19 protein-coding genes and 1 pseudogene are annotated in these 22,771 nt (G+C 72.3%); 3 read left to right on the top strand and 17 right to left on the bottom strand.

Annotated features, from left to right (window positions below; all coding sequences use genetic code 11):
- Positions 1-33: 33 nt before the first annotated feature.
- The 5 genes and pseudogenes from JNO44_RS29430 to JNO44_RS29410 all read right to left on the bottom strand — a co-directional run bounded on the left by JNO44_RS29430 (position 34) and on the right by JNO44_RS29410 (position 6,212).
- Positions 34-222: a hypothetical protein gene (locus JNO44_RS29430; RefSeq protein ID WP_205366780.1), complete on the bottom strand. Its 189-nt coding sequence runs from the start codon at positions 220-222 to the stop codon at positions 34-36.
- Positions 223-476: 254 nt separating this feature from the next.
- Positions 477-1,154, bottom strand: coding sequence for a hypothetical protein (locus JNO44_RS29425; protein WP_205366779.1), 678 nt, complete (start codon positions 1,152-1,154; stop codon positions 477-479).
- Positions 1,155-1,219: 65 nt separating this feature from the next.
- Positions 1,220-3,415 carry an MMPL family transporter gene (locus JNO44_RS29420; RefSeq protein WP_205366778.1) on the bottom strand — a complete coding sequence of 732 codons (2,196 nt, stop codon included), beginning with the start codon at positions 3,413-3,415 and terminating at the stop codon, positions 1,220-1,222.
- Positions 3,416-3,786: 371 nt separating this feature from the next.
- Positions 3,787-5,631, bottom strand: a pseudogene (locus tag JNO44_RS29415) (alkaline phosphatase family protein).
- A 149-nt stretch (positions 5,632-5,780) separates the two neighbouring features.
- Positions 5,781-6,212 (bottom strand): ATP-binding protein, encoded by a 432-nt coding sequence (locus JNO44_RS29410; protein WP_205366777.1) that lies wholly within the window; start codon positions 6,210-6,212, stop codon positions 5,781-5,783.
- Between the two features lie 112 nt (positions 6,213-6,324).
- Between JNO44_RS29410 and JNO44_RS29405 the strand changes: the two genes are divergently transcribed.
- The 3 genes from JNO44_RS29405 to JNO44_RS29395 are packed head-to-tail and all read left to right on the top strand — an operon-like array spanning position 6,325 to position 8,425.
- Positions 6,325-7,149, top strand: a complete 825-nt coding sequence (locus JNO44_RS29405) for a helix-turn-helix domain-containing protein (RefSeq protein WP_205366776.1) — start codon at positions 6,325-6,327, stop codon at positions 7,147-7,149.
- Positions 7,146-7,424 carry a DUF397 domain-containing protein gene (locus JNO44_RS29400; RefSeq protein ID WP_205366775.1) on the top strand — a complete coding sequence of 93 codons (279 nt, stop codon included), beginning with the start codon at positions 7,146-7,148 and terminating at the stop codon, positions 7,422-7,424. Before JNO44_RS29405 ends, JNO44_RS29400 begins: the two co-directional genes overlap by 4 nt.
- Positions 7,421-8,425: an aldo/keto reductase gene (locus tag JNO44_RS29395; protein WP_205366774.1), complete on the top strand. Its 1,005-nt coding sequence runs from the start codon at positions 7,421-7,423 to the stop codon at positions 8,423-8,425. The genes JNO44_RS29400 and JNO44_RS29395 overlap by 4 nt, the downstream gene beginning before the upstream one ends.
- Before the next feature lie 23 nt (positions 8,426-8,448).
- Here JNO44_RS29395 and JNO44_RS29390 read toward each other — a convergent pair whose 3' ends face one another.
- The 12 genes from JNO44_RS29390 to JNO44_RS29335 form a co-directional block, all read right to left on the bottom strand.
- Complete coding sequence (locus JNO44_RS29390) at positions 8,449-9,375, bottom strand: LLM class F420-dependent oxidoreductase (RefSeq protein WP_205366773.1); 927 nt, start codon at positions 9,373-9,375, stop codon at positions 8,449-8,451.
- A 278-nt stretch (positions 9,376-9,653) separates the two neighbouring features.
- Positions 9,654-11,162, bottom strand: a complete 1,509-nt coding sequence (gatB, locus tag JNO44_RS29385; protein WP_205366772.1) for an Asp-tRNA(Asn)/Glu-tRNA(Gln) amidotransferase subunit GatB — start codon at positions 11,160-11,162, stop codon at positions 9,654-9,656.
- Between the two features lie 31 nt (positions 11,163-11,193).
- Complete coding sequence (locus JNO44_RS29380; RefSeq protein ID WP_039632561.1) at positions 11,194-11,436, bottom strand: hypothetical protein; 243 nt, start codon at positions 11,434-11,436, stop codon at positions 11,194-11,196.
- 34 nt (positions 11,437-11,470) lie between these two features.
- Positions 11,471-12,964: an Asp-tRNA(Asn)/Glu-tRNA(Gln) amidotransferase subunit GatA gene (gene gatA, locus JNO44_RS29375; protein WP_073443348.1), complete on the bottom strand. Its 1,494-nt coding sequence runs from the start codon at positions 12,962-12,964 to the stop codon at positions 11,471-11,473.
- A 2-nt stretch (positions 12,965-12,966) separates the two neighbouring features.
- A complete protein-coding gene (gene gatC / locus JNO44_RS29370) occupies positions 12,967-13,263 on the bottom strand; it encodes an Asp-tRNA(Asn)/Glu-tRNA(Gln) amidotransferase subunit GatC (protein WP_159507948.1) in 297 nt (98 codons plus the stop codon).
- Between the two features lie 492 nt (positions 13,264-13,755).
- Positions 13,756-15,864: a putative bifunctional diguanylate cyclase/phosphodiesterase gene (locus JNO44_RS29365; RefSeq protein WP_205366771.1), complete on the bottom strand. Its 2,109-nt coding sequence runs from the start codon at positions 15,862-15,864 to the stop codon at positions 13,756-13,758.
- Between the two features lie 156 nt (positions 15,865-16,020).
- Complete coding sequence (gene ligA, locus JNO44_RS29360; RefSeq protein ID WP_205366770.1) at positions 16,021-18,237, bottom strand: NAD-dependent DNA ligase LigA; 2,217 nt, start codon at positions 18,235-18,237, stop codon at positions 16,021-16,023.
- A gap of 30 nt (positions 18,238-18,267) precedes the next feature.
- On the bottom strand, positions 18,268-19,281 hold the full coding sequence (locus JNO44_RS29355) for a methionine synthase (protein ID WP_205366769.1): 1,014 nt from the start codon (positions 19,279-19,281) through the stop codon (positions 18,268-18,270).
- Positions 19,282-19,371: 90 nt separating this feature from the next.
- A complete protein-coding gene (locus JNO44_RS29350; protein ID WP_205366768.1) occupies positions 19,372-20,772 on the bottom strand; it encodes an MFS transporter in 1,401 nt (466 codons plus the stop codon).
- A gap of 133 nt (positions 20,773-20,905) precedes the next feature.
- Positions 20,906-21,370, bottom strand: coding sequence for a MarR family winged helix-turn-helix transcriptional regulator (locus JNO44_RS29345; protein ID WP_240167704.1), 465 nt, complete (start codon positions 21,368-21,370; stop codon positions 20,906-20,908).
- Positions 21,371-21,470: 100 nt separating this feature from the next.
- Complete coding sequence (locus tag JNO44_RS29340) at positions 21,471-22,160, bottom strand: SDR family oxidoreductase (protein ID WP_039632571.1); 690 nt, start codon at positions 22,158-22,160, stop codon at positions 21,471-21,473.
- Positions 22,161-22,196: 36 nt separating this feature from the next.
- Positions 22,197-22,739, bottom strand: a complete 543-nt coding sequence (locus tag JNO44_RS29335) for an LOG family protein (protein ID WP_205366767.1) — start codon at positions 22,737-22,739, stop codon at positions 22,197-22,199.
- Between the last annotated feature and the right edge of the window lie 32 nt (positions 22,740-22,771).

Below are 22,771 nucleotides of genomic sequence, written 5' to 3'. Positions count from 1 at the left end.
GGCGGTTCCCGCTGGTCCGTAAGGGCTTGCGGGTCAGGCGGCGGCGCGCCGGACGCGCCCCCGCCGGGCCCGGGCCGCTCTCACCCGCCCTTCGGGTTCCTCGCTCCCGGAGCGGGCGGTGTCCTTCGCTCCCTCGACGGCCTGGCGCACCAGGCGGCGACGGTCGGCCTGGCGGCGCAGTTCCTCGTAGCGGACCCAGAGTTCCATTTCGGAGGCGTACACGGTGTCTCCCCTTGGGGTGAGGCGGTGGGGCGCCGGTCCGATTGGCCGGCGTCGATGGCCTCCACTCTCGTTGCCGAGGGGGGTCCGCCACATCGGGAGACTGCCTGATCTTGGGATGGTCACGGGGCTGGCGATCCGGGGGCGGCGGGCGGCCCGGGCCTTAGAAACCGGCGTCCAGGTCCGCTGCGGGCCGAGAATTGCTCAGGACCGCCTCAGGGGCCTTAGGCGCGCCCGCCGTTGCCCTTATGCGCGGCTCAGGCGCCGCCGCCGGGTGCCTTAGGGAGACTGGGCAGGCTCGCGAACAGGTCGAGGTACATGCCCGCCGAGATGAGCAGCCCGAGCAGGCCCAGTGCCAGTCCGCCCCAGGCGACGGCCCGCACCCAGGTGGGGCGGCGCCCGGTCAGCACCACCGCGGCGACGAGCATGGCGAGCACCGCGAACACCCCGTTGACCAGGGCGGTGGTGTGCCAGGGGGTGCCGTAGACGGCGCCTATCTGGTCGGTGACCTTGCCGGACTGGAGCTTGATCTGGCCCAGCACCGTCTGCCGTTCGGCGAGCAGGGTGCCGAGCCAGGTGCCGGTGACGGAGGCCAGGCCGAGCCCGGCGGCGACCACGGCACCGGCCCCGGCGGCGGCCGAAGGGGCGGGCTCCTCGGGGGTGTCGGGTTCGTCGGCGGTGTCGTCGTCGGTGTCGGTGTCGGTGGCGTCGTCGGTGGCGTCGTCCGCGGCGGCGGTGTCAGCGGCGGCGGTCGTCCCGCCCTCGGCAGGCGGCTCGTCGGTCCGCTTCTCGGCCGTGGTCTCCTCGGCCGTGGCGCCCTTGGTCGGCTCGCCCTTGGTCGTGGCGTCCGCGGCCGTGGCTTCCTTGGCCGTGGCGTCCTTGGTCGGCTGGTCGGTCGTCGCGTCGTCGGTTCGCTTGTCGGTCGTCGTTCCCATGGGCGCGACCGTAGGTGCCGCGTCTGAGAGACCGATGAGAATCGGCCCGGCCCGGGCTGCGGGCGTCAGACCGCCACCGGCGGCCGGTCGTCCGCCGGCGGGGCGGCCGCGGCGGGCTCCGGCGGCGGTTCGATGCTCAGGCGCGGCAGCCGGCGGTCCAGCCAGGCCGGCAGCCACCAGTTGGCGCCGCCCAGCAGGTGCATCAGGGCGGGGACCAGCAGCGTGCGGAGGACGAAGGCGTCCAGGGCGACGGCCGCGGCGAGGCCGATGCCGAACATGGCGATGATCCGGTCACCGCTGAGCACGAAGGCCCCGAAGACCGCGATCATGATCACCGCGGCCGAGTTGATCACCCGGCTGGTCTCGGCGAGCCCGACCCGTACCGCCCGGTGGTTGTCGCCCGTCCGCCGCCACTCCTCGTACATCCGGCTGACCAAGAAGACCTGGTAGTCCATGGAGAGCCCGAACAGCACCGAGATCATGATGACCGGCAGGAACGGCTCGACGGGACCCGCGCTGCCCAGCCCCAGTGCCTCGCTCCCCCACCCCCACTGGAAGATCGCGACGACGACCCCGAAGGCCCCGGCGACGGCCGCGAGGTTCATCAGCGCGGCCTTGAGCGGGATGCCGATGCTGCGGAAGGCGAGCAGCAGCAGGACGGAGCCCAGGCCGATCACGGCGCCCAGGAAGAGCGGCAGTTTGCCGACGATGACGTCGGCGAAGTCGTCGTAGCCGGCGGTGACCCCGCCGACCTGCACCTGGAGCGTGGTGCCGTCGGTGGCGGCCGGCAGCACGTCGGTGCGCAGCCGGTCGACCAGGTCGGAGGTCCGTTGGGACTGCGGTGCGCTGTCCGGGACGACGGTGATCACGCCGGTGGCGTGGCCGTCGCCGAACTCCGGGCCGCTGACCTGGGCGACGCCGGGGGTGTCCCGGAGGGTGCCCGGAAGCTTGTCGAAGGCGAGCCGGTCGGTGGCGCCGTCGAGCGAACCGACCAGCGTCAGCGGCCCGTTGAAGCCGGGCCCGAAGCCGTCCGCCAGCAGGTCGTACGCCTTGCGGGTGGTGGCGGTGGCCGGGTCGTTTCCCTGGTCGGAGGTGCCCAGGTGGAGGCCGAGGGCGGGCAGCGCCAGGGTGAGCATCACGGCGGACGCGGCGGCGCCGAGGAGCTTGGGGTGGCGGGCGACGAAGCCGGCCCAGCGGGCGGCCGGGCCGGTGTGCCGGTCGGGCCGCGGCCCCTCGGCGACCAGCCGGCGGCGCTCGCGCCGGCCCAGCGCCCGGGTCCCGATCACGCCGAGCAGCGCGGGCAGCAGGGTGACGGAGGCGGCCACGGTGAGCACGACGGTGAGCGAGGCGGCCAGCGCGACCCCGTTGAGGAAGCCCAGCCGCAGGGTGAGCATGCCGAGCAGGGCGATGCAGACGGTGGCGCCGGCGAAGACCACCGCGCGCCCGGATACCGCCACGGCGCGTTCGGCGGACTCCTGGACGGAGAGTCCGGCGCGCAGTCCCTTGCGGTGGCGGGTGACGATGAAGAGCGCGTAGTCGATGCCCACGCCGAGGCCGATCAGCGTGCCCAGCATCGGGGCGAAGTCGGCGACGGTCATGACGTGGCCGAGCAGGCTGATGCCGGCGGCGGCGGTGCCGACCGCGGCCAGCGCGGTGACGATCGGCAGCAGGGTCGCGGCGAGCGACCCGAAGGCGAGGAAGAGCACCACGGCCGCCGCGACCAGCCCGATGAGCTCCGGCAGCCGCTCGTGCGGCGCCTGGGTGACGGCGATCCCGGCGCCGCCCAGCTCGACCTGGAGGCCGTTGCCGGCCGCCGCCCGGGCGGTGCTGACGACCGCGCGGGCCTGGGCCGCGGGCAGGTCGTCGGGCGCGCTGCGGAAGCTCACCGAGGCGTAGGCGGTGTGGCCGTCGTGGCTGATCTGCCGGCCGCCGCCGGTGCCGTAGGGGCTCTGCACGCCGGCGACGCCGGGCAGCTCGGCGACCTCGGCCAGGGTGTGCGCCATGGTCGCGCGGACCGCGGCGGAACGGACGCTCCCGGTGGCGGTGTGCCAGACGATGGTGTCGGTGTCCCCGGCGCGGTCCGGGAACGCCTTCGCCAGCAGCGCGCCGGCCCGCCCGGATTCGGTGCCGGGGACCCCGTAGTCGGTGGAGTACGCGGATCCGGCCAGGCCAGCCGCGGCGGCCGTCCCGGTGACCGCGGCCAGCCAGAGGAGGATCACCACGAGGCGGCGCCTGAGGCACCAGCGGGCCAGAGCGGTCACAGGCTGCTTCCCGGGTCGGGTCGTGCGCCGAAAGCTCCCGGGAGCGGGGGGTGCCGAACGCGGACGGACAGAGGTGTGCGGGACGGGTGGCGCGGGGCCACCCGGCGCCGCTTGCCGGCGCGACGGTCCCGCGTCCGAGTGCAGGGTGCCAGCCCGGAAAGATCCTTTGTCCTCTTTGTGGACTTCCCCACAGAGGCGACGCAGAAGGTAACCCGGCCTGTTTATCGGGCGGTTACGCCCAGGCAAAAGCCCTTTAACGGACTTTCCCCCCGCTCCGCACCGCTCCCCGCGCTCCGCTCCCCCGCCCCCGCGGCCTCCGCGCCTCAGCCGGCTCCTCAGCCGGCTCCTCAGCCGGTTCCTCAGCCGGTTCCTCAGCCGGTGACCGACTCCTCGCCGTTCTCCACGTGCCCCATCAGCCGGCGGTGGAAGGAGCCGTCCTCGGCGATCTTCAGCTCCAGGTCGTACCAGCCGTGCGCCTCGTCCGCGGTGTGCGCGACCGTGCGGGTGCCGCCGGCTTTCACGGTCAGCGTCCGGGGCGCGGTGTGCGCATAGGCGAGCGGGGTCAGGGTGACGGTCAGGTCGGTGGCGCCGGGGTTGACGAGGGTGAGGTGCAGCTCCCGCCGCGCGACGTCGATCCGGGTGCTGATCCGGACGGCCCCGGCGGCGCCCGAGGCTCTCCCGGCGAACTCCCGCCGGAAGCCGTTGGGCCCGATCAGCGTGAAGCGGTAGGCGCCGCCCTTGACCGGCACCGCCCACTCCGCCGGCCGGCGCACGTCCCGGTGCTGGGGCGCGTCGAACTCCTTGGCGCACGGGTGGAGCGCCAGGTACTCCGAGGCGGGGCCGCCGTTGCGGACGGCCAGCCGGAAGGTGCCGGCGCCCGGGTCGAAGCCGCCGTCGGCGTCCGGCTGGTAGGGCGGCGCCCGGGCCGGCCGGGTGCCGGTCTCCCGCTCGGGCAGCGCCTGGTGGAGCGGCGGATTCGGCTTCCACCGTCCGTCCCGGCCGGCGGCACCGGCGGCGGCACGTGGTCGAAGAACCCGTCGTTCTCGTCGTACGTCAGGAAGAGGGCGGTGTGCCGCCAGACCTCCGGGTGGCTGCCGAGCGCGTCCAGGATCTTGTAGACGAGGGTGGCGCTCTCGATGGGCGAGGACGCGCCGGGGTGCTCGGAGTCGGCCGCGGACGGGACGATGCTAGGACACCTCGGGCAGCTTGCCGCTCGCCACGTCGGCGGCGAACGCGGCGGCGGTGGACTGCGGCTCGCCGCGCCGCAACGCCCGCTCGAACAGGCTGCGCTCGGGCCGGCTCAGCGCCTTGACGCCCTCTTCCAGGAGGCCCGCCAGCCGGGTGCGCTCGGCCTCGCCCGCGCCGGCCAGCTTGCCGTAGTAGGCGGTCATGTTGTGCACCCCGTCCACCTTGGCCAGGGCCTTGTGCGCGACCGCCTTGAAGGAGGCGTATAACTCCAGGTTGTTGTCGGTGAAGTTGTCCCACTCCTGGTAGACCCACCGGCTGCGGCCGGCCTTCTCCAGGCGCTCGGGGCAGGTCGTCCAGGTGTAGCCGGTGTGCTTGTCCTCGCCGTAGGCGTCGTTGCCCACCGCGCGCTTGCCGCTGCCCGGTTCGAAGCCGGTCCAGCCGCTGACCAGGTGGTTGCGGTTGGGGCTGGTGGAGGAGTGGATCGAGGAGTGGTACGCGTCGCAGACCGTGAAGATGTCGGCGAGCTCGTAGTGCAGCGGGACGTCCCGGCGGTCGTAGTGCGCCATCGTGGCGGACGACTTGGCGGCGATCCAGTTGTTCATCCAGCCGCCGTTCCAGGCCCGGTGGCCGCCCTCCCAGCCGTGGTCCAGATTCCCGATGTACTGGAGGTCCTTCTTCTGTGCGGCGGCCGCGTCACGCACCGAGAAGGGCAGCACGTGCCGGACGCCCGGCGGCCCCGGCTGCTCGAACACGCTCCGCCCGCCGGGCAGCTCGACGGCGTTGCGGTCGCCGAAGCCGCGGACCCCGCGCAGCATGCCGAAGTAATGGTCGAAGGAACGGTTCTCCTGCATCAGGACGACGACGTGCTTGATCTCGCGGAGCCCACCCCCGCGGTGCCGCACGGGGTGGGCCGCGTCCTGCGCCAGCGCCTGCTGGAGCGACGGCGGAAGCAGCGACCCGGCCACCGCCGCGCCGGCCGCCGCCGCGCCAACTCCCAGTACCCGCCTACGAGATACCTCCGGTGCCACGCCCGACCTCCCAGTCGACAGTCATATGGCCTTCCTATGGTCTTCGGTCAGCCCATTGAGGTGGTGCGACCGGGACGGTAGTGGGCGACCATGACGCGCGATAGGTATCGGGGTGACGACTTTGGAAACGGCACCCCACCCGTCTCCCTTCACGCGAGACGCCCGGCCCCCTCCGGCCGCCACTCGCACCACACGACCTTGCCGGGCACCCGCCCCTCGACGCCCCAGGCGTCCGCGAGCGCGGACACCAGCAGCAGCCCGCGCCCGCACTCCTCGGTCCACCCGCCACCCGGCTCCGGCACCCGCGGCTCACCGCCCCCGCTGTCGTGCACCTCGACCCGCAGCACGCCGTCCGCCGCCCCCAGCGCCAGCCACAGCCGGTAACCACGCCCCGGCGGGACACCGTGCAGCAGCGCGTTCGTAGCCAGTTCGCTGACGCAGAGCACGATGTCGTCCGCCCCGTCCTTCCGGTCCCAGTCGGCGAGCGCCATGCGCGCGAACTCCCTGGCCAGCGACACGGAACGGCGCTCCCGCCGATAGCGCGCCGTCCGGATCCGCACCACCTGAATCTCCTCTTGCATGCCCCCACTGTCACTGGGCGTGATTACGCTTGACCACAGCGTGATTTCGTACAGATGCGATGTACGACTTCGCGTCGCATCAGTCGGTCACGACGGGGGGAAGGCAAGCGGCATGCACCAGCCGAACAAACCGAAGCGGATCACGTCATGGCACGTGATCGGCGCCCAGTTGAGCCACTTCCGCAGGGCGGCCCGGTTGACGCAACCGGCGCTGGCCGAGACGGTTGGCGTCCACGAGGACACCATCGGCTCGATCGAGCAGGGCCGCAGAGCGCTGAAGATCGACCTGGCCGAGGCGTTCGACGAAATCCTCGATACGAAGGGGGCGTTGGCGGTTGCGGTCAAGAAGGTGCCGGAACGCGAAAAGCTCCCAGCCTTCGTCCACTCTCTCGTGGAGCACGAGGAGGAGGCGCTGACGCTGCTTTCGTACGAGAACCAGGTGATGCCAGGACTTCTACAGACCGCGCGATACGCACGAGCCGTATTCGACTGCCTCTACCCACCCCTTGACGAAGACGAGGCGGACGCGTGGGTCTCCGCGCGGCTCGATCGCCAAAAACTCCTGGAGCGCAAGAAGCCTCGGCCGATGCTCAACTTCATTTTGGAGGAGGTGGTGCTCCATCGGCCCGTAGGAGGGCCAGATGCTCTACGCGGACAACTCCGCCACCTTCGACAATGCGCCGAACTTCCCTTCCTGGGGCTCCAGATCATGCCTACCTCTCGTGGCACGCATGCCTCGCTCGACGGCCCCCTCGTCCTTCTGGAGACGCCCGATCACGATCATCTGGCATACATCGAAGCTCAGCGGATCAGCTTCCTGGTCGACGACCCCGATCAGGTCAGCGTGTATCAACAGGTGTATGGGATGCTGCGGTCGCAGGCCCTCACCCCTGAGGAGTCCAAGAGCCTGCTGGACGACTTGCTAGGAGAGTCATGACCAGCACAGCAACCCAGACATCCTCCGACAGTCTCGCCTGGTTCAAGTCCAGCTACAGCGGCAGTGCAGGCGGCAACTGCCTCGAAGCCGCCTACGACTGGCGCAAGTCCAGCTACAGCAGCGATCAGGGCGGTGCATGCCTGGAAGTAGCCACCTCCCCGAGCCCCCACCCCACCATCCACATCCGCGACTCCAAGAACCCCGGCGGGCCGGTGCTCACGCTCGGCGCCGACGCATGGGGGGCGTTCGTCGTGGACGTCGCGGTGCGGGCGTGAGGCGGCGCCGGCTCGGTGCGGCCGGGCCGGTCGTCTCCGCGCTCGGACTCGGCTGCATGGGGATGTCGACCTCGTACGGCGTGCCGGACGACGCCGAGTCGCTCCGCACCCTCGACCGGGCGGTCGAGCTCGGGGTGACCCTGCTCGACACCGCGGACGCGTACGGGCGGGGCGCCAACGAGGAGTTCCTCGGGCGGTGGTTGGGCAGTCGGCCGGCCGCCCTGCGGGACGGACTGGTCGTCGCGACCAAGTTCGGACTGCGGCACGACGCGGCGACGGGGCGGGTGAACGCGGTCGACACCTCGGCCGCCTGGGTGCGCGCGGCGTGCCACGCCTCCCTGCGCCGCCTGGGGACGGACCGGATCGACCTCTACTACATGCACCGGCGCGACCCGGCCGTCCCCATCGAGGAGACGGTCGGCGCCATGGCGGAGCTGGTCGCGGAGGGTTCGGTGCACCATCTCGGGCTGAGCGAGGTGAGTCCTCAGACGCTGCGTCGGGCCCACGCCGTCCACCCCATCAGCGCCGTACAGCTGGAGCACTCCCTCTTCACCCGGGACGTGCTGGCGGGCGACATGCTGGCCACCTGCCGGGAGTTGGGCATCGGCGTCGTCGCGTACTCACCGCTCGGGCGCGGGATACTGACCGGCGCGCTGACCTCCCTCGACGACCTCACCGCCGACGACGCCCGGCGCCGGTGGCCGCGGTTCGCGGACGAGAACCTCGCGCACAACCTCGCGCTGGTGCGAGCCGTCCGCACCGTCGCCGAATCCCTCGGCTGCACACCGGCACAGGCCGTCCTCGCCTGGCTGCTCGCCCAGGGCGAGGACATCGTGCCGATCCCCGGCACCAAGCGCAGGGCGTACCTGGAGGAGAACGCGGCCGCGGCCGACCTCGTGCTCAGCCCGGAGCAGGCGGACCGGCTCCGGGCGGCGGTGCCCGACGGCGCGGTGGCCGGGGAGCGCTACCCGCTCGCCGCCTTGGCCCGCCTCGGCCACTGACCCCGCGGTCACCGACCCCTCGGTCACCGCTCCAGCAACGCCGGTGCCAGCTCGCGGAGTTGGCCGATGCCCAGGCCGCGGTCGGCGACGATCGGCTGGAGCGCCACATGGTCGGCGCCCGCGTCGTGGTGCTCCCGCACCCGGCGCCGGATCGCGTCCACGTCGCCCCAGGCCACGATCGCGTCGACCAGGCGGTCGCTGCCGCCGTCGGCGAAGTCGTCGTCCTCGAAGCCCAACCGGCGAAGGCTGTTCACGTAGTTGGGCAGCGCCAGGTAGAAGCCGAGGTGGTGCTCGCGGATCAGGGCGCGGGCGGTCGCCGGGTCGGTCTCCAGCAGGACGGCCTGCTCGGGGGCGAGCAGCGGGGTGGAGCCCAGGATCTCGCGGGCGCCGGCGGTGTGCTCGGGCGTGACGAAGTACGAGTGCACGCCCGCGGCCCGCTCCCCCGCCAGCTCCACCATCTTGGGGCCCAGCGCGGCGAGCACCCGGGCGGGCGGCGTGGCCACCGGGCCCTCGTACGTGGCCTCGTCCATCGCGTCCAGGTAGGAGCGCATCGCGGCGAGCGGCTTGGCGTAGGCGTGGCCGCGGCCGTTGACCTGCGGGGCGTGACTGGCGCCGAGGCCGAGCAGGAACCGGCCGTCGTACGCCTCGGCGAGGGTGTGTGCGCCGGCGTTCATCGCGGTGGCGTCCCGAGCCCAGATGTTGGCGATGCCGGTGGCGACGGTCAGCCGCTCGGTGGCGGCCAGCAGCAGCCCGGCGTGGGCGAACGCCTCCTTGGTGGCCTGCGCCTCACCGAACCACAGCGCGCCGTACCCCAGCCGCTCCACCTCCGCCGCGAACTCCCGTTCCGCCGCGGCCGACAACCGGCCGATCCCGCCGTGCCAGACCCCGACCCGGCCGAGCCGCGCGGCGACCTCCCGGGGCCCCGGTGCGGTGGTGTCCTGCTGCGCCATCGCTCACTCCTCCACTCTCCGGCGAGCGTTGCTCCCCTTGATCCTTTTCCAGTGACAGCACCGGGGAGGGGCGCGGCATTCCGCCGTGACGGAGGAAGTTCGGACCCTCGCGCCAGTATGCGGAAGCGGCCGCCCCTCCAGGTGGAAGGACGGCCGCTCACGACCCACTGGTGGCGGGCTCGGGAATCCGGGGATCCATGGATCCGTTGTGGCCCCGTAGGGGGCGCCCGCATCCCCTACGGGATCCGTTCGCCCCTCCCCTACGGGGCTCCACGGGATCAGCCCTCGACGCCCAGCTTCTCCAGGATCAGCTCGCGCACGCGGGCCGCGTCCGCCTGGCCGCGGGTGGCCTTCATGACCGCGCCGACCAGGGCACCGGCCGCGGCGACCTTGCCGCCACGGATCTTGTCGGCGATGGCGGCGTTGGCGGCGATCGCCTCCTCCACGGCGGTGCCGAGCGCACCCTCGTCGGAGACGACCTTCAGCCCGCGCTTCTCGACGACCACGTCCGGGTCGCCCTCGCCGGCCAGCACACCCTCGATGGCCTGCCGGGCCAGCTTGTCGTTGAGCGAGCCGTCGGCCACCAGCGCGGCGACCCGGGCGACCTGCTCCGGGGTGATCGGCAGCGCGGCCAGCTCCACCCCGTCCTCGTTGGCGCGGCGGGCCAGTTCGCCCATCCACCACTTGCGGGCCGCGGCGGCGTCCGCACCGGCGTCGGCGGTGGCGACGATCAGGTCGACCGCCCCGGCGTTGAGGATCGACTGCATGTCGTGCTCGGAGATGCCCCACTCCTCGCGCAGCCGGTTGCGGCGGACCCGCGGCAGCTCGGGCAGGGTGGCCCGCAGCTCCTCGACCCACTCACGGGACGGGGCCACCGGCACCAGGTCGGGCTCGGGGAAGTAGCGGTAGTCCTCCGCCTCCTCCTTGACCCGGCCCGAGGTGGTGGAGCCGTCGTCCTCGTGGAAGTGCCGGGTCTCCTGGATGATCGTGCCGCCGGAGGAGAGCACCGCGGCGTGCCGCTGGATCTCGTACCGGGCGGCCCGCTCCACGGAGCGCAGCGAGTTGACGTTCTTGGTCTCCGAGCGGGTGCCGAACTTCTCGGTGCCCCTGGGGCGCAGCGAGAGGTTCACGTCGCAGCGCATCTGGCCCATCTCCATGCGGGCCTCGGAGACGCCCAGCGCCCTGATGAGCTCGCGCAGCTCGGCGACGTACGCCTTGGCGACCTCGGGGGCCCGCTCGCCGGCGCCCTCGATCGGCTTGGTGACGATCTCGATGAGCGGGATGCCAGCGCGGTTGTAGTCCAGCAGCGAGTGCTGCGCGCCGTGGATCCGGCCGGTCGCCCCACCGATGTGGGTGGACTTGCCGGTGTCCTCCTCCATGTGGGCGCGCTCGATGTGGACGCGGAAGACCTCGCCGTCCTCCAGCTGCACGTCGAGGTAGCCGTCGAAGGCGATCGGCTCGTCGTACTGGGAGGTCTGGAAGTTCTTCGGCATGTCCGGATAGAAGTAGTTCTTCCGGGCGAAGCGGCACCACTCGGCGATGGAGCAGTTCAGCGCCAGGCCGATCTTGATCGCGGACTCCACGCCGGTCGCGTTGACGACCGGGAGGGAGCCGGGCAGGCCCAGGCAGGTGGGGCAGGTCTGCGCGTTGGGCTCGGCGCCCAGGGTGGTTGCGCACCCGCAGAACATCTTGGTCTTGGTACCGAGTTCGACGTGCACCTCCAGACCCATCACAGGGTCGTAGGTGGCCAGCGCGTCCTCGTACGGCACCAGGTCGGTGACAGTCACGGTGAAACTAACCTCTCAGGTCCGGCGCCGGTCAGCCCGCGAGGACGTCGTCGTCGTTGAGACGACGCAGTTCGCGGACGAGCAGGGCGACACCGGTGACGATGGCGGCGGCGGAGACGACGGCGTCGACCAGCTGGAGCATGTCCTGCTCCCCCTTGGCCTTCTTCGCCTGCTTGACGACGCTCACCGCGCCGAACAGCGTGGTGCCGATGGACAGGTAGGTGCCGGGCTTGGACTTCTTGAAGTTCTTGGCCTTGGCCAGCTTTCCACTCACAGCGTCTCCTCCAGCAGGTCGTTGACAGCTCCGCTCACAGGGCCGGAGCCTCCTCGATGAGCGGGTGGCCCCACTTCTCGGTGAGCGCGGACTCGACCGCGGCGCCGACCTTGTACAGCCGGTCGTCGGCCATGGCCGGGGCGATGATCTGCAACCCCACCGGCAGCCCGTCCTCGGGAGCCAGTCCGCAGGGCAGCGACATGGCGGCGTTGCCCGCCAGGTTGGCGGGGATGGTGCACACGTCGGCGAGGTACATCGCCATCGGGTCGTCGGTGCGCTCGCCGATCGGGAACGCGGTGGTCGGCGTGGTCGGCGAGATGATCACGTCGACCTGCTCGAAGGCCCGCTCGAAGTCGCGGGTGATCAGCGTGCGGACCTTCTGGGCGCTGCCGTAGTACGCGTCGTAGTAGCCGGAGCTGAGCGCGTACGTGCCGAGCATGATGCGGCGCTTGACCTCGGGGCCGAAGCCGGCCTCGCGGGTCAGCGCGGTGACCTCCTCGGCGGACTTCGTGCCGTCGTCGCCGACCCGCAGGCCGTAGCGCATGGCGTCGAAGCGGGCGAGGTTGGAGGAGCACTCGGAGGGCGCGATCAGGTAGTACGCGGCCAGTGCCAGGTCGAAGGACGGGCAGTCCAGCTCGACGACCTCGGCGCCCAGCTCCGTGAGCAGCGCGACCGTCTCGTCGAAGCGCTGGAGCACACCGGGCTGGTAGCCCTCGCCGCGGAACTGCTTGACGACGCCGACCCGCATCCCGTCCACGCTGCCGTTGCGGGCCGCCTCGACGACCGGCGGGACCGGGGCGTCGATGGAGGTGGAGTCCAGCGGGTCGTGGCCGGCGATGGCCTCGTGGAGCAGCGCCGCGTCCAGCACCGTGCGGGCGCACGGGCCGCCCTGGTCCAGGGAGCTGGAGAAGGCCACCATGCCGTAGCGGGAGACCCCGCCGTAGGTGGGCTTGACGCCGACGGTGCCGGTGACGGCGGCGGGCTGACGGATCGACCCGCCGGTGTCCGTGCCGATGGCCAGCGGGGCCTGGAAGGAGGCGAGGGCGGCGGAGGAGCCGCCGCCGGAGCCGCCGGGGATCTTGGTGAGGTCCCAGGGGTTGCCGGTCGGCCCGTAGGCGCTGTTCTCCGTCGACGACCCCATGGCGAACTCGTCCATGTTGGTCTTGCCGAGGATGACGACGTCGGCGTCCTTGAGCTTCTTGGTCAGCGTGGCGTCGTAGGGCGCCATCCACCCTTCGAGGATCTTCGAGCCGACGGTGGTCGGCATGTCCTGGGTGGTGAAGATGTCCTTCAGCGCGAGCGGGACACCGGCCAGCGGGCCGAGCTTCTCGCCGCGGGCCCGCTTCTCGTCGATGGCGCGGGCCTGGGCCAGCGCGCCCTCGCGGTCCACGTGCAGGAAGGCGTGCACCTTCTCGTCGACGGCCTCGATGCGGGCCAGGTGGGCCTCGGTCACCTCGACGGCGGTGAGCTCGCCGGCGGCGATCTTCGCCGCGATCTCTGCGGCGGTGAGCTTGATCAGGTCTGCCATGATCACTCCTCCCCCAGGATCTGCGGCACCTTGAAACGCTGCTGCTCCTGAGCGGGGGCGCCGGAGAGCGCCTGCTCGGGGGTGAGCGACGGACGGACCTCGTCCGACCGCATGACATTGGTCAGCGGCAGCGGGTGGGAGGTCGGCGGAACGTCTTGATCGGCGACCTCGGAGACGCGGGCGACCGCGCCAATGATGTCGTCGAGCTGTCCGGCGAAGTGGTCGAGCTCTTCGTCCTTCAGCTCCAGACGTGCCAGCCGGGCGAGGTGGGCGACCTCCTCGCGCGTGATGCCAGGCATGCAGCGATCCTCTGGTGTTTTCGGTGGAGTGTTCTGGGCGGAGTGTTCCGGAAGGAGATTTCTAGGCGAATTCTCCGCAGGAGTATTCCGGCCCAATCCTATGGCGTAGGGGAACGCCGCCGCGAAACGCTTTCGCCGGACCGCTGCAACGGAGCGTTCCGCGGGGCCGTCAGCCGTCCGCCGCCGGGGGCCGGGGGGCGTCCGACGGCTCCGTCTCGCGCGGGGCACCGGCTGGCGGATCGTTTGTTCCGGAGCCGGGCGCACCCGGTTCCCGCGGCGCCGGCAGGCCCGGTCCGGGGGCGTCCGGCGCGGGTCGCTCGGGTGCGGGGTCGGCCGGGGCCGGCGTGTGCGATGCCGGTTGGTCCGGCGCGGGCTCGTCCGGGTCCGGTTTCGGGTCCGGTTTCGGGTCCGGTTTCGGGTCAGGATCCGGTTTCAGGTCCTGGGCTGGGGCGGTGGTGTCGGAGCGGGGAGTTGGGACGGCCGGTGGCCGGGTCAGTTCAGGACCTGTCCCGAAGGGCGCTCGGCTGCCTTCTCCGCCGTGAGGGCGGACGTCTCCGACGCACGGCGCCACCCGTGCTCACCACGGGCCCGCAACCAGGCCGTGGTCTCGTCCGGTGGCATCGCGGCGGCAACCAGCCAGCCCTGGACGGCGTCACAGCCCAGGTCGCGCAGCCGCTCCCAGGTCTCGTCGTCCTCGACGCCCTCGGCGACGACCAGCAGGCCCAGCGAGTGGGCCAGGTCGAGGGTGCAGCGGACGATCTCGGCGTCCTCGGTGTCGACGGCCAGCCGGGCCACGAAGGAGCGGTCGATCTTGAGCTCGCTGACCGGCAGCCGCCTCAGGTGGACCAGGGAGCTGTAGCCGGTGCCGAAGTCGTCCAGGGACATCTTCACGCCGTGCGCGGTGAGCCCGGCCAGGGTGTCGGCGGCCCGCTGCGGGTCCTCCAGGAGGACGTGTTCGGTTATCTCCAACTGGAGGGCGCCGGGTGGGACGCGATGTCGGGCGAGCCGGGCGGCGACCGCGCCGGCGAAGCCCGGGGAGTGCACGTCGCGCGGTGAGACGTTCACCGCGACCGGCACCTCCAGGCCCATCGCGCGCCAGCGGGCCACCTGGGCGAGCGCGGTCTCCAGGACGTACTCGGTGAGCCGGGGCATCAGGCCGGAGGACTCGGCGATGGCGATGAACTCGTCCGGGGGGACCCGGCCGCGGTCCGGGTGGACCCAGCGGACCAGCGCCTCCAGTCCGGAGACATGGCCGTCGAAGCGGACCTTGGGCTGGTAGTGCAGCTCCACGTCGCCGGCGTCCAGGGCGCGCCGCAGATCGCCCAGCAGGCCGAGCCGGTCGGGGGTGTTGCCGTCCCGCTTGGCCTCGTAGAGCTCGACGCCGCTGCGGTCCCGCTTGGCCTGGTACATCGCCACGTCGGCGCGGCGCAGCAGCCCTTCGGCGTCCAGCGCGTGTTCGGGGAAGACCGCGACCCCCGCGCTGGCTTCGAGCACGAGGGTCAGTCCGTCGAGGTCCAGCGGGGAGCTGAGGGCCGCGACGAGGTTGCGGGCGACCCGCTGGGAGCTGGTGAGGGAGTCGGTGGCGGGCAGCAGGACGGCGAACTCGTCGCCGCCGAGCCGGGCGGCCTCGGCGCCGCGCGGGAGGGCGTGCCGCAGCCGGTCGGCGATCTGGAGCAGCAGGCGGTCGCCGGCGAGGTGCCCGAGGGTGTCGTTGACGGAGCGGAAGCGGTCGAGGTCGATGAGGACGAGGGCGGCACGGGTGCCGGCCCGCTCGGCCTCGTCCAGGGCCGTCCAGGTGCGCTCCAGCAACCACTGGCGGTTGGGCAGGCCGGTGAGCGGGTCGCGCAGCTGCTCCTCGGCACGGGCCCTGGCTATCCACAGGGTGGAGTCCAGCGCGATCAGCGGGACCGCGAACAGCGGCAGCAGCAGCGGGGCGCCCACCGCGCACACCGCGATCAGCGGGGAGATGCCGACCAGGGCGACGCCGACCAGGGCCTGCCGCACCACCGCCGGGCGGGCGATGGCGGGCAGGCCGCCGCCGAGCGGCAGCCGACTGCACCACAGCAGCCCCCGGCTGACGAGGAGATAGCTCCCCGCCATCACGAGGACCTCGGGCAGGACGGAGAGGTCCCAGGCATCGGGCGACCAGGGCCGGCGGACGCTGGGCTGCACCCCGCAGACGACCAGGCCGAGCGCCGCGGCGCCGATGCCGAGGAGGTCAACTGCCCCGTGGACCACGGCCTGTCGCCAGCGCTGCCGTCGCGCGGCGCCGACCAGGACCACGACGGAGAGGCTGACCAGGATGGCCGGCACCCAGCCGTAGAGCAGGAGCACGGCGAGGGCGAGGGCCGCCCCGGAACCGGTGCCACCCCACCACCGGTCCCGGCCGAGGGCGACCAGATGGCCGACGATGACGCCGGTCAGGACCGCCAGCGACCAGCCGATGGCTCCGGCGGGGAACAACGGCTCACCGTCGCCGAGCGAGTGGAGCACACCGGCGGCGAGCACCACGCCCGCCGCCATGACGATGGCCGCGGGCAACGCGGGCACCACAAGCCGGCGGAGCCGCGACGCCGGAGCGGCGCTGTCGGTCGGTTTCATTCCGATCCCTCTCACAGCCGGCTGTGCCCGCGCCACGGCAGGCGCACACGTCAACAGTAGGACGCGGAAGGCCGCTGCGGGCAGCGATCCGCAGCGGTTGCCCGAATGCGACCCGGCCTCCCAGATCAATCTGGTATGCGCCGATGGGGTGACATCTCACTCCTCCTCAGGCGGAGTGACAGCTACCGCTCGTGCCGCCTCGGGACCCTGCTCCAGCAGCACAGCGAAGCCGTCATCGTCCAACACGGGGACCTTCAACTGCATGGCTTTGTCGTACTTCGAACCGGGGTTGTCGCCCACCACTACGAATCCGGTCTTCTTGGAAACGGATCCGGTCACCTTCGCACCAAGAGCCTGTAGCGCTTCTTTCGCGCCATCTCTGGTGTGTGACTGAAGTGTGCCCGTTACCACGACGGTGACGCCTTCCAGGGGACGCGGGCCCGTTTCACCCGACTGCTCCTCCTCCATACGGACGCCCGCGGCCCGCCAGCGCTCGATGATCTCCTGGTGCCAGTCCACGGCGAACCACTGCTTGAGCGAGGCCGCGATGGTGCCGCCGACGCCCTCCACGGCCGCCAGTTCCTCCTCGCTCGCCTCCCGGATCCGGTCGATCGAGCGGAACTCCCGGGCCAGCGCCTGCGCCGCCACCGGGCCCACGTGACGGATCGACAGCCCGGTGAGGATCCGGGCCAGCGGGCGCTCCTTGGCCGCCTGGATGTTCTCCAACATGGCCAGGGTGTTCTTCTTCGGCTCGCCCTTCTGGTTGGCGAAGAAGGTGACGACCTTCTCCTCGCCGGTCTTCGGGTCGCGCTTGGGCAGGCCGGTGTCCGGGTCGAGGACATGGGACTTGATGGGCAGCAGCTCCTCGACCGAGAGGTCGAACAGGCCGCCCTCGTCCGTCAGCGGCGGCTCGGCGGGCTCCAGCGGCTGACTGAGGGCGGTGGCGGCGACATAGCCGAAGTTCTCGATGTCCAGGCACTTGCGGCCGGCGAGGTAGAACAGCCGCTCGCGGATCTGGGCGGGGCAGGACCGGGCGTTGGGACACCGCAGGTCGATGTCGCCTTCCTTGGCGGGCTGGAGCGCCGAGCCGCACTCGGGGCACTCGGCGGGCATCACGAACTCCCGCTCAGTGCCGTCCCGCAGGTCGACGACCGGGCCGAGGATCTCCGGAATGACGTCGCCCGCCTTGCGGATGACGATGGTGTCGCCGATCAGGACGCCCTTGGCCTTGACCACGTCCTGGTTGTGCAGGGTGGCGAACTCCACCTCGGAACCGGCCACGGTGACCGGTTCGACGACCGCGTACGGCGTGACCCGTCCGGTGCGGCCGACGCCGACGCGGATGTCCACCAGCTTGGTGTTGACCTCCTCCGGCGGGTACTTCCAGGCGATCGCCCAGCGCGGCGCCCGCGAGGTGGCGCCCAGCCGGCCCTGGAGCCGGATCTCGTCGAGCTTGACCACGACGCCGTCGATCTCGTGCTCGACGGCCGTGCTGCGGGTCTCGGGGTCGCCGTAGTGGGCGATGAACTCCCGTACCGCGGCGAGGGAGTCCACCACGCGGTTGTGCGTGGCGGTGGGCAGGCCCCACTCCTTGAGCAGGTCGTACGCCTCGGAGAGGCGGTCGATCTCCAGGCCGTCGCGGGCGCCGAGGCCGTGCACCACCATGTGCAGCGGGCGGGTGGCGGTGACCTTGGGGTCCTTCTGGCGCAGCGAACCGGCCGCGGCGTTACGGGGGTTGGCGAACGGCGGCTTGCCGTCGGCCACCAGGCGCTCGTTGAGCTCCAGGAACTTCTCCATCGGGAAGTAGACCTCCCCGCGGATCTCGACCAGCTCGGGGACCCGGTCGCCCTGGAGGCGGTGCGGGATCTCGGCGATGGTGCGGACGTTGGGCGTGATGTCCTCGCCGGTGCGGCCGTCGCCCCGGGTGGCGGCGCGGGTGAGGCGGCCGTGCTCGTAGGTGAGGTTGACCGCGAGGCCGTCGACCTTCAGCTCGCACAGGAAGTGGTAGCCGGCGCCCCTGGCGTCGCCGCCCAGTTCGGTGGCGATCCGCTCGGCCCAGGCCGACAGTTCCTCGTCGTCGAAGGCGTTGTCCAACGAGAGCATCCGCTCGCGGTGCGCGACCTCGGTGAACTCCGTGGCGTACGAGCCGGCGACCTTCTGCGTCGGGGAGTCCGGGGTGCGCAGCTCGGGATGGGTCTCCTCCAGGGCCTCCAGGGCGCGCAGCAGCTTGTCGAACTCCGCGTCGCTGACGACCGGGGCGTCCTTCACGTAGTACCGGAAGCGGTGCTCCTCGATCTGCTCAGCGAGCTGCGCGTGCTTCTCCCGTGCCGCGGCGGGCACCTTGGTTGCCGCCGCGTGCTGTTCGCCAGCCACCGTCTTGTCCTCCCGTGTCCTTGAGGGCGGTCACTCAGGGTTGTCTGCGAGTGACCTCGCCGCCCGGACGCAGTGGGCGAGCGCCGCGCGGGCGTAGGCGGGCGAGGCGCCCGCCAGACCGCACGACGGGGTGACCACCACGGACTCCGCGAGAAGTCCCGGTGCCAGCCCCAGCCTGCGCCACAGCGTCCGGACACCCATGACGCTACCGGCAGGGTCTGACAATCGACCGTCCACGCCCGGCACCACGCCCGCGAACAGCGCGGTACCGCCCTCCACCGCCTCGCCGAGCGCCTCGTCCTCACGCTCGGTGAGCAGCGCGGCATCGAACGAGACGCCGGTCGCACCGGCCCGCCGCAGCAGTGCGAACGGCACCTCGGGCGCGCAGGAATGGACCACGACCGGTGCGCCGTCCGCCGCCCCGACCAGGTCGCGCAGCGCGCCCTCGACGACCGCGCGGTCCACGGCCCGGTGGGTGCGGTAGCCGCTCGCGGTCCGCACCCGCCCCTGGAGCACCGCGGTCAGCGACGGCTCGTCGAGCTGGAGGACGAGTTCGGCGCCCGGCACCCGCCGTCGGACCTCGGCGAGATGACCGCGCAGTCCCTCGGCGAGCGACTCGGTGAGGTCCCGGCAGGCCCCGGGGTCGCCGAGCGCCGCCTCGCCGTTGCGCAGCTCCAGGGCGGCGGCCAGGGTCCACGGGCCGACCGCGGAGACCTTCAGCGGTCCCTCGTATCCCTGGGTGAACTCCTCCAGGGCGTCGAGGTCCTCGCCGAGCCAGGAGCGGGCCCGGCGGGTGTCGCGGCCGGGCCGGTCGCTGATCCGCCAGCCGCTGGGCTCCACATGGGCGTAGAGCTCGACGAGCAGGCCCAGGGTGCGGCCGATCATGTCGGCGCCGGGCCCCCGGGCCGGAAGCTCGGGCAGATGGGGGAAGTCCTCCAGCGATCCGGTGACGGTCTTCGCCGCTTCGCGCGCGTCGCCGCCCGGCATCGATCCGATGCCGGTCGCCGCGCCCGCGGCCCACTTGTGCCTGGTGTTCTCGCTCACCCCGGAAGGGTATGCGGCGGCGGGGCGGGCGGGCCGCCCCAGCCCCGCCCGCCCCGCCCCCGTACGCCCGGCGCGAACGCCGCGCCCGGGTCAGCGCCGGCCACGGACGCCCAGCCAGCCGACCACCGCCGCGGCCGCCAGGGCCGCCGCGGTCAGCGCGAAGGCGTATCCGGTGCCCTGGTAGGCATCGCCCGCGCCGGTCAGGATCGCGCCCATACCGGCGATGCCGACCAGCGAGCCGACCTGACGGTTGGCGTTGAGGGTCGCGCTGCCGATGTCGGCGTGCTCGCGGCCCGCGGCCTCCATCAGGACGCCGGTCATCGCCGGGGAGCTGATCCCGCTGCCGATGTTGGTGACGGCCAGCACCACCGCGATCACCCCGTACGGCAGGGTCGGCGAGAGGACCAGGAAGAGCAGGAGGTAGCCGGCGGCGGAGAGGGCCAGGGAGACGGCGAGCGCGGCCCGGTTGCCGGTGCGCGGCGCGATCCGCGTGTAGAGCACGTTGCCGATCGGGATGACGAGGACCGCCGGGAGCATCTGCAGACCCGCGGTCACCGCGTCGGCGCCGCGGCCCGTCTGGAGGAAGAGCCCGAGGACGAACAGCGCCCCGTAGAAGGCGAAGTTGAAGAGGAAGCCGACCGCGTTGGCGGCGGAGAAGCGGCTGTCGGCGAAGAGGGTGACGGGCAGGACCGGGGTGCGGGCGGTGCGTTCCCGGACCACGAAGCCGGCGGCGGCGAGCACGGTCACCGCGAACGCCGCCAGGACTCCGGGGGCGGCCCAGCCGGCGGCGGGCCCCTCGATGAGGGCGTAGCTGAGCGAGCCGAGGGCGAGCAGGCCGAGGACGTGGCCGGTGCCGCCGAGCGGGGCGCCGGTGCCCGGGACCGCGGCGATCACCCGGCGGGTGAGCAGCAGTCCGGCGATCCCGATGGGGAGGTTGACCAGGAAGATGCTGCGCCAGCCGAGGGTGCCGACGAGCAGGCCGCCGACGGTCGGTGCCAGGCCGACGGAGGTGGAGACGATCGCGGACCAGATGCCGAGCACCTTCGCCCGGCGGGCCGGCTCCGGGAAGGCGTTCATCAGCAGCGACAGCGAGCTGGGCATGAAGAGCGCGGCGCCCGCCCCTTGGGCGAAGCGGGCCGCCACCAGGGCGCCGCCGCCCGGCGCCGCGGCGCCCAGCAGGGACGCGGCGGTGAAGACGGCCAGCCCGACGAGGTAGATCCGCCGGGCGCCGAACCGCTTGGCGAGCGAGCCGGCGAGCAGCAGCAGCGCGGCGAAGGCGAGGACGTAGCCGTCGACGACCCAGGTGAGGCCGGACATGGTCAGCCCGAGCCGGGCCCGGAGGTCGTGCGCGGCGACGTTCATGATGCCGGTGTCCAGGCTCGCCATCACGAACCCCAGGGCCAGGACGACGAGTTGGGCGGCTCCGCCGGCGGGTGCGGGACGGGTGGGGGTGCTCGCCGTCGCGCGCGGCGCCGCGTTCTCAGTGATCATGGATTTAGTTATAGCTGTATCTATCCACCGCGCGCGATGATTACAGCTATAACTTTATCGAAGCGATACCAAGAAACACCGAAGGCCCCCGGGACGATGCCCCGGGGGCCTTCGGCAGGACGGCGGACGCGCTCTAGGCCGCGTCCGTAGCGCGGCCCAGCGCTCTGAGGAGTTCGTCGCGGAGCGCGCTGCGCTCCTCGTGGGAGAGGTGGTCCAGCGGGGACTCCGTGCCCATCCGCCGGAGCAGGTCCAGCCGCAGCTCCCGACCGGCCTCGGTCAGCACCAGCTGCTTGGCGCGCCCGTCCGCGGGGTGCGGGCGGCGGACCACCATCCCCTGCTTCTCCAGCTTGGAGATGACATAGGTGACGTTCGGCGGCTCGCAGCACAGCACCGCGGCCAACTCCCGCGCGGTCTTGGGCTCGCCCAGCTCCTCCAGCGCCTTCGCCTGCGTCGGCGTCAGGTCCAGCTCCGCGATCCGGCTGCGCTGGTGGGCGTCCAGGCGGCGGCTCAGCTCGGTGACCAGCCCCCTGATCTCCCGGAACCCGCACCCCGCCACGGCGGTGGTCTTCGCTTCGGTGGTCGCCCTTGACGTGGTCACCCCTGAAGCGTACGTCGCCCCCGCGCGAGGCACGGGGGCCAGGTCCGGTCGGGGCGGGCGGACCGCCGGGCGGCCCCGGGAGCCCCGGGGCCGCCGGTGGTCAGCGGCCCGGCCGGACCACCAGGTCCTTGATCTCCGCGTCCCGCGGCAGGTCGATCGCGGTGAGGATGGCCGTGGCCACCGACTCCGGGTCGATCCACCGGGACGCGTCGTACGCCTTGCCCTCCTGGCGGTGGGTGCTCTCCTGCATGGGCGTGGCGGTGCGCCCCGGGTAGATCGAGGTGACCCGGACGCCGTTGTCGTGCTCCTCCGCGCGCAGCGCGTCGGCCAGCGCCTTCAGGCCGTGCTTGCTCGCGGCGTACCCGCCCCAGTTGGGGTTCGCGGTGAGCCCGGCACCGGAGTTGACGAAGACCACGTCACCCTTGGCGATCCGGACCAGCGGCAGCAGCAGCCGGGTGATCTCGGCGGGCGCGACGAGGTTGACCGCCAGCTGCCGCTGCCACGCCTTGGCCGGCAGGTCGCCGACCGCACCCAGCTCGATGACGCCCGCGATGTGCTGGATCGAGTCGAGCCGCTCCGGCAGCCGTTGGTGCCCGAGCGCCCAGTCGAGCTTCTCGGGGGTGGCGAGGTCACCGACGAGGGTGTGCGCCCCGGGGAACCGTTCCGCCAACTCCTTGGCCCGGCCGACGTCGCGCGCCAGCAGCCACAGCTCCTCACCGCGCTCGGCGAGCCGCCGCGCTACCGCCGCTCCGATGCCCGATCCGGCGCCCGTGATCAAGTGCGTACCCATGGGTGCGATCCTACGGCGTGCCCCCCCGGGGGCGGGTCAGCCCGCGGCGGCCTCCCACGCCTCCAGGTGGGCCAGCGCGCCCGCGCCGTCCTCGGCGAAGAACACCAGCTCGGAGAGGGGAACGGGCAGGAAGCCCTCCGCCTCCATCCGCTCGAACTGGGCCTTGAGCCCGTCGTAGAAACCGGCGGTGTTCAGCAGCACCACCGGCTTGCTGTGCATCCCGTGCTTGCGCAGCTCCAGGATCTCGGTCGCCTCGTCCAGCGTGCCGGTGCCGCCCACCATGACGACGATGGCGTCGGCCCGCGCCAGCAGCTGCGCCTTGCGCTCGGCGAGGTCCTTGGTGACGACCATCTCGTCCGCGTTGGCGCGCGTCTTGTCCGCCAGGAACTCCACGGAGACCCCGAGCAGTTTCCCGCCGGCCTCCTGGACGCCGTCCGCCATGACCTTCATCAGCCCGGTGTCCGAACCGCCCCAGACCAGGGCATGTCCGCGCCGACCGATCGATTCGGCGAATTCACGGGCGGGCACCACATAGCGGTCATCAAGGTCGGCGGCGGAACAGAAGACGCAGATATTCATGCCGTTCAGCCTACGGGCGCGGGGAAGGACAC

The organism is Streptomyces noursei (assembly GCF_016917755.1).
GTDB classification, from domain to species: domain Bacteria; phylum Actinomycetota; class Actinomycetes; order Streptomycetales; family Streptomycetaceae; genus Streptomyces; species Streptomyces yunnanensis.
Note: the sequence above shows the minus strand (reverse complement) of the source record. Positions and strands in the feature narration are given on the sequence as shown.

What these genes read in the sequence shown, in the direction of transcription:
- JNO44_RS29425 (WP_205366779.1), bottom strand. Translation starts at nt 1,154, where the DNA reads ATGGGAACGACGACCGACAAGCGAACCGACGACGCGACGACCGACCAG.
- JNO44_RS29410 (WP_205366777.1), bottom strand. Translation starts at nt 6,212, where the DNA reads ATGCAAGAGGAGATTCAGGTGGTGCGGATCCGGACGGCGCGCTATCGG.
- JNO44_RS29405 (WP_205366776.1), top strand. Translation starts at nt 6,325, where the DNA reads ATGCACCAGCCGAACAAACCGAAGCGGATCACGTCATGGCACGTGATC.
- JNO44_RS29400 (WP_205366775.1), top strand. Translation starts at nt 7,146, where the DNA reads ATGACCAGCACAGCAACCCAGACATCCTCCGACAGTCTCGCCTGGTTC.
- JNO44_RS29390 (WP_205366773.1), bottom strand. Translation starts at nt 9,375, where the DNA reads ATGGCGCAGCAGGACACCACCGCACCGGGGCCCCGGGAGGTCGCCGCG.
- gatA (WP_073443348.1), bottom strand. Translation starts at nt 12,964, where the DNA reads ATGGCAGACCTGATCAAGCTCACCGCCGCAGAGATCGCGGCGAAGATC.
- gatC (WP_159507948.1), bottom strand. Translation starts at nt 13,263, where the DNA reads ATGCCTGGCATCACGCGCGAGGAGGTCGCCCACCTCGCCCGGCTGGCA.
- JNO44_RS29365 (WP_205366771.1), bottom strand. Translation starts at nt 15,864, where the DNA reads ATGAAACCGACCGACAGCGCCGCTCCGGCGTCGCGGCTCCGCCGGCTT.
- JNO44_RS29350 (WP_205366768.1), bottom strand. Translation starts at nt 20,772, where the DNA reads ATGATCACTGAGAACGCGGCGCCGCGCGCGACGGCGAGCACCCCCACC.
- JNO44_RS29340 (WP_039632571.1), bottom strand. Translation starts at nt 22,160, where the DNA reads ATGGGTACGCACTTGATCACGGGCGCCGGATCGGGCATCGGAGCGGCG.
- JNO44_RS29335 (WP_205366767.1), bottom strand. Translation starts at nt 22,739, where the DNA reads ATGAATATCTGCGTCTTCTGTTCCGCCGCCGACCTTGATGACCGCTAT.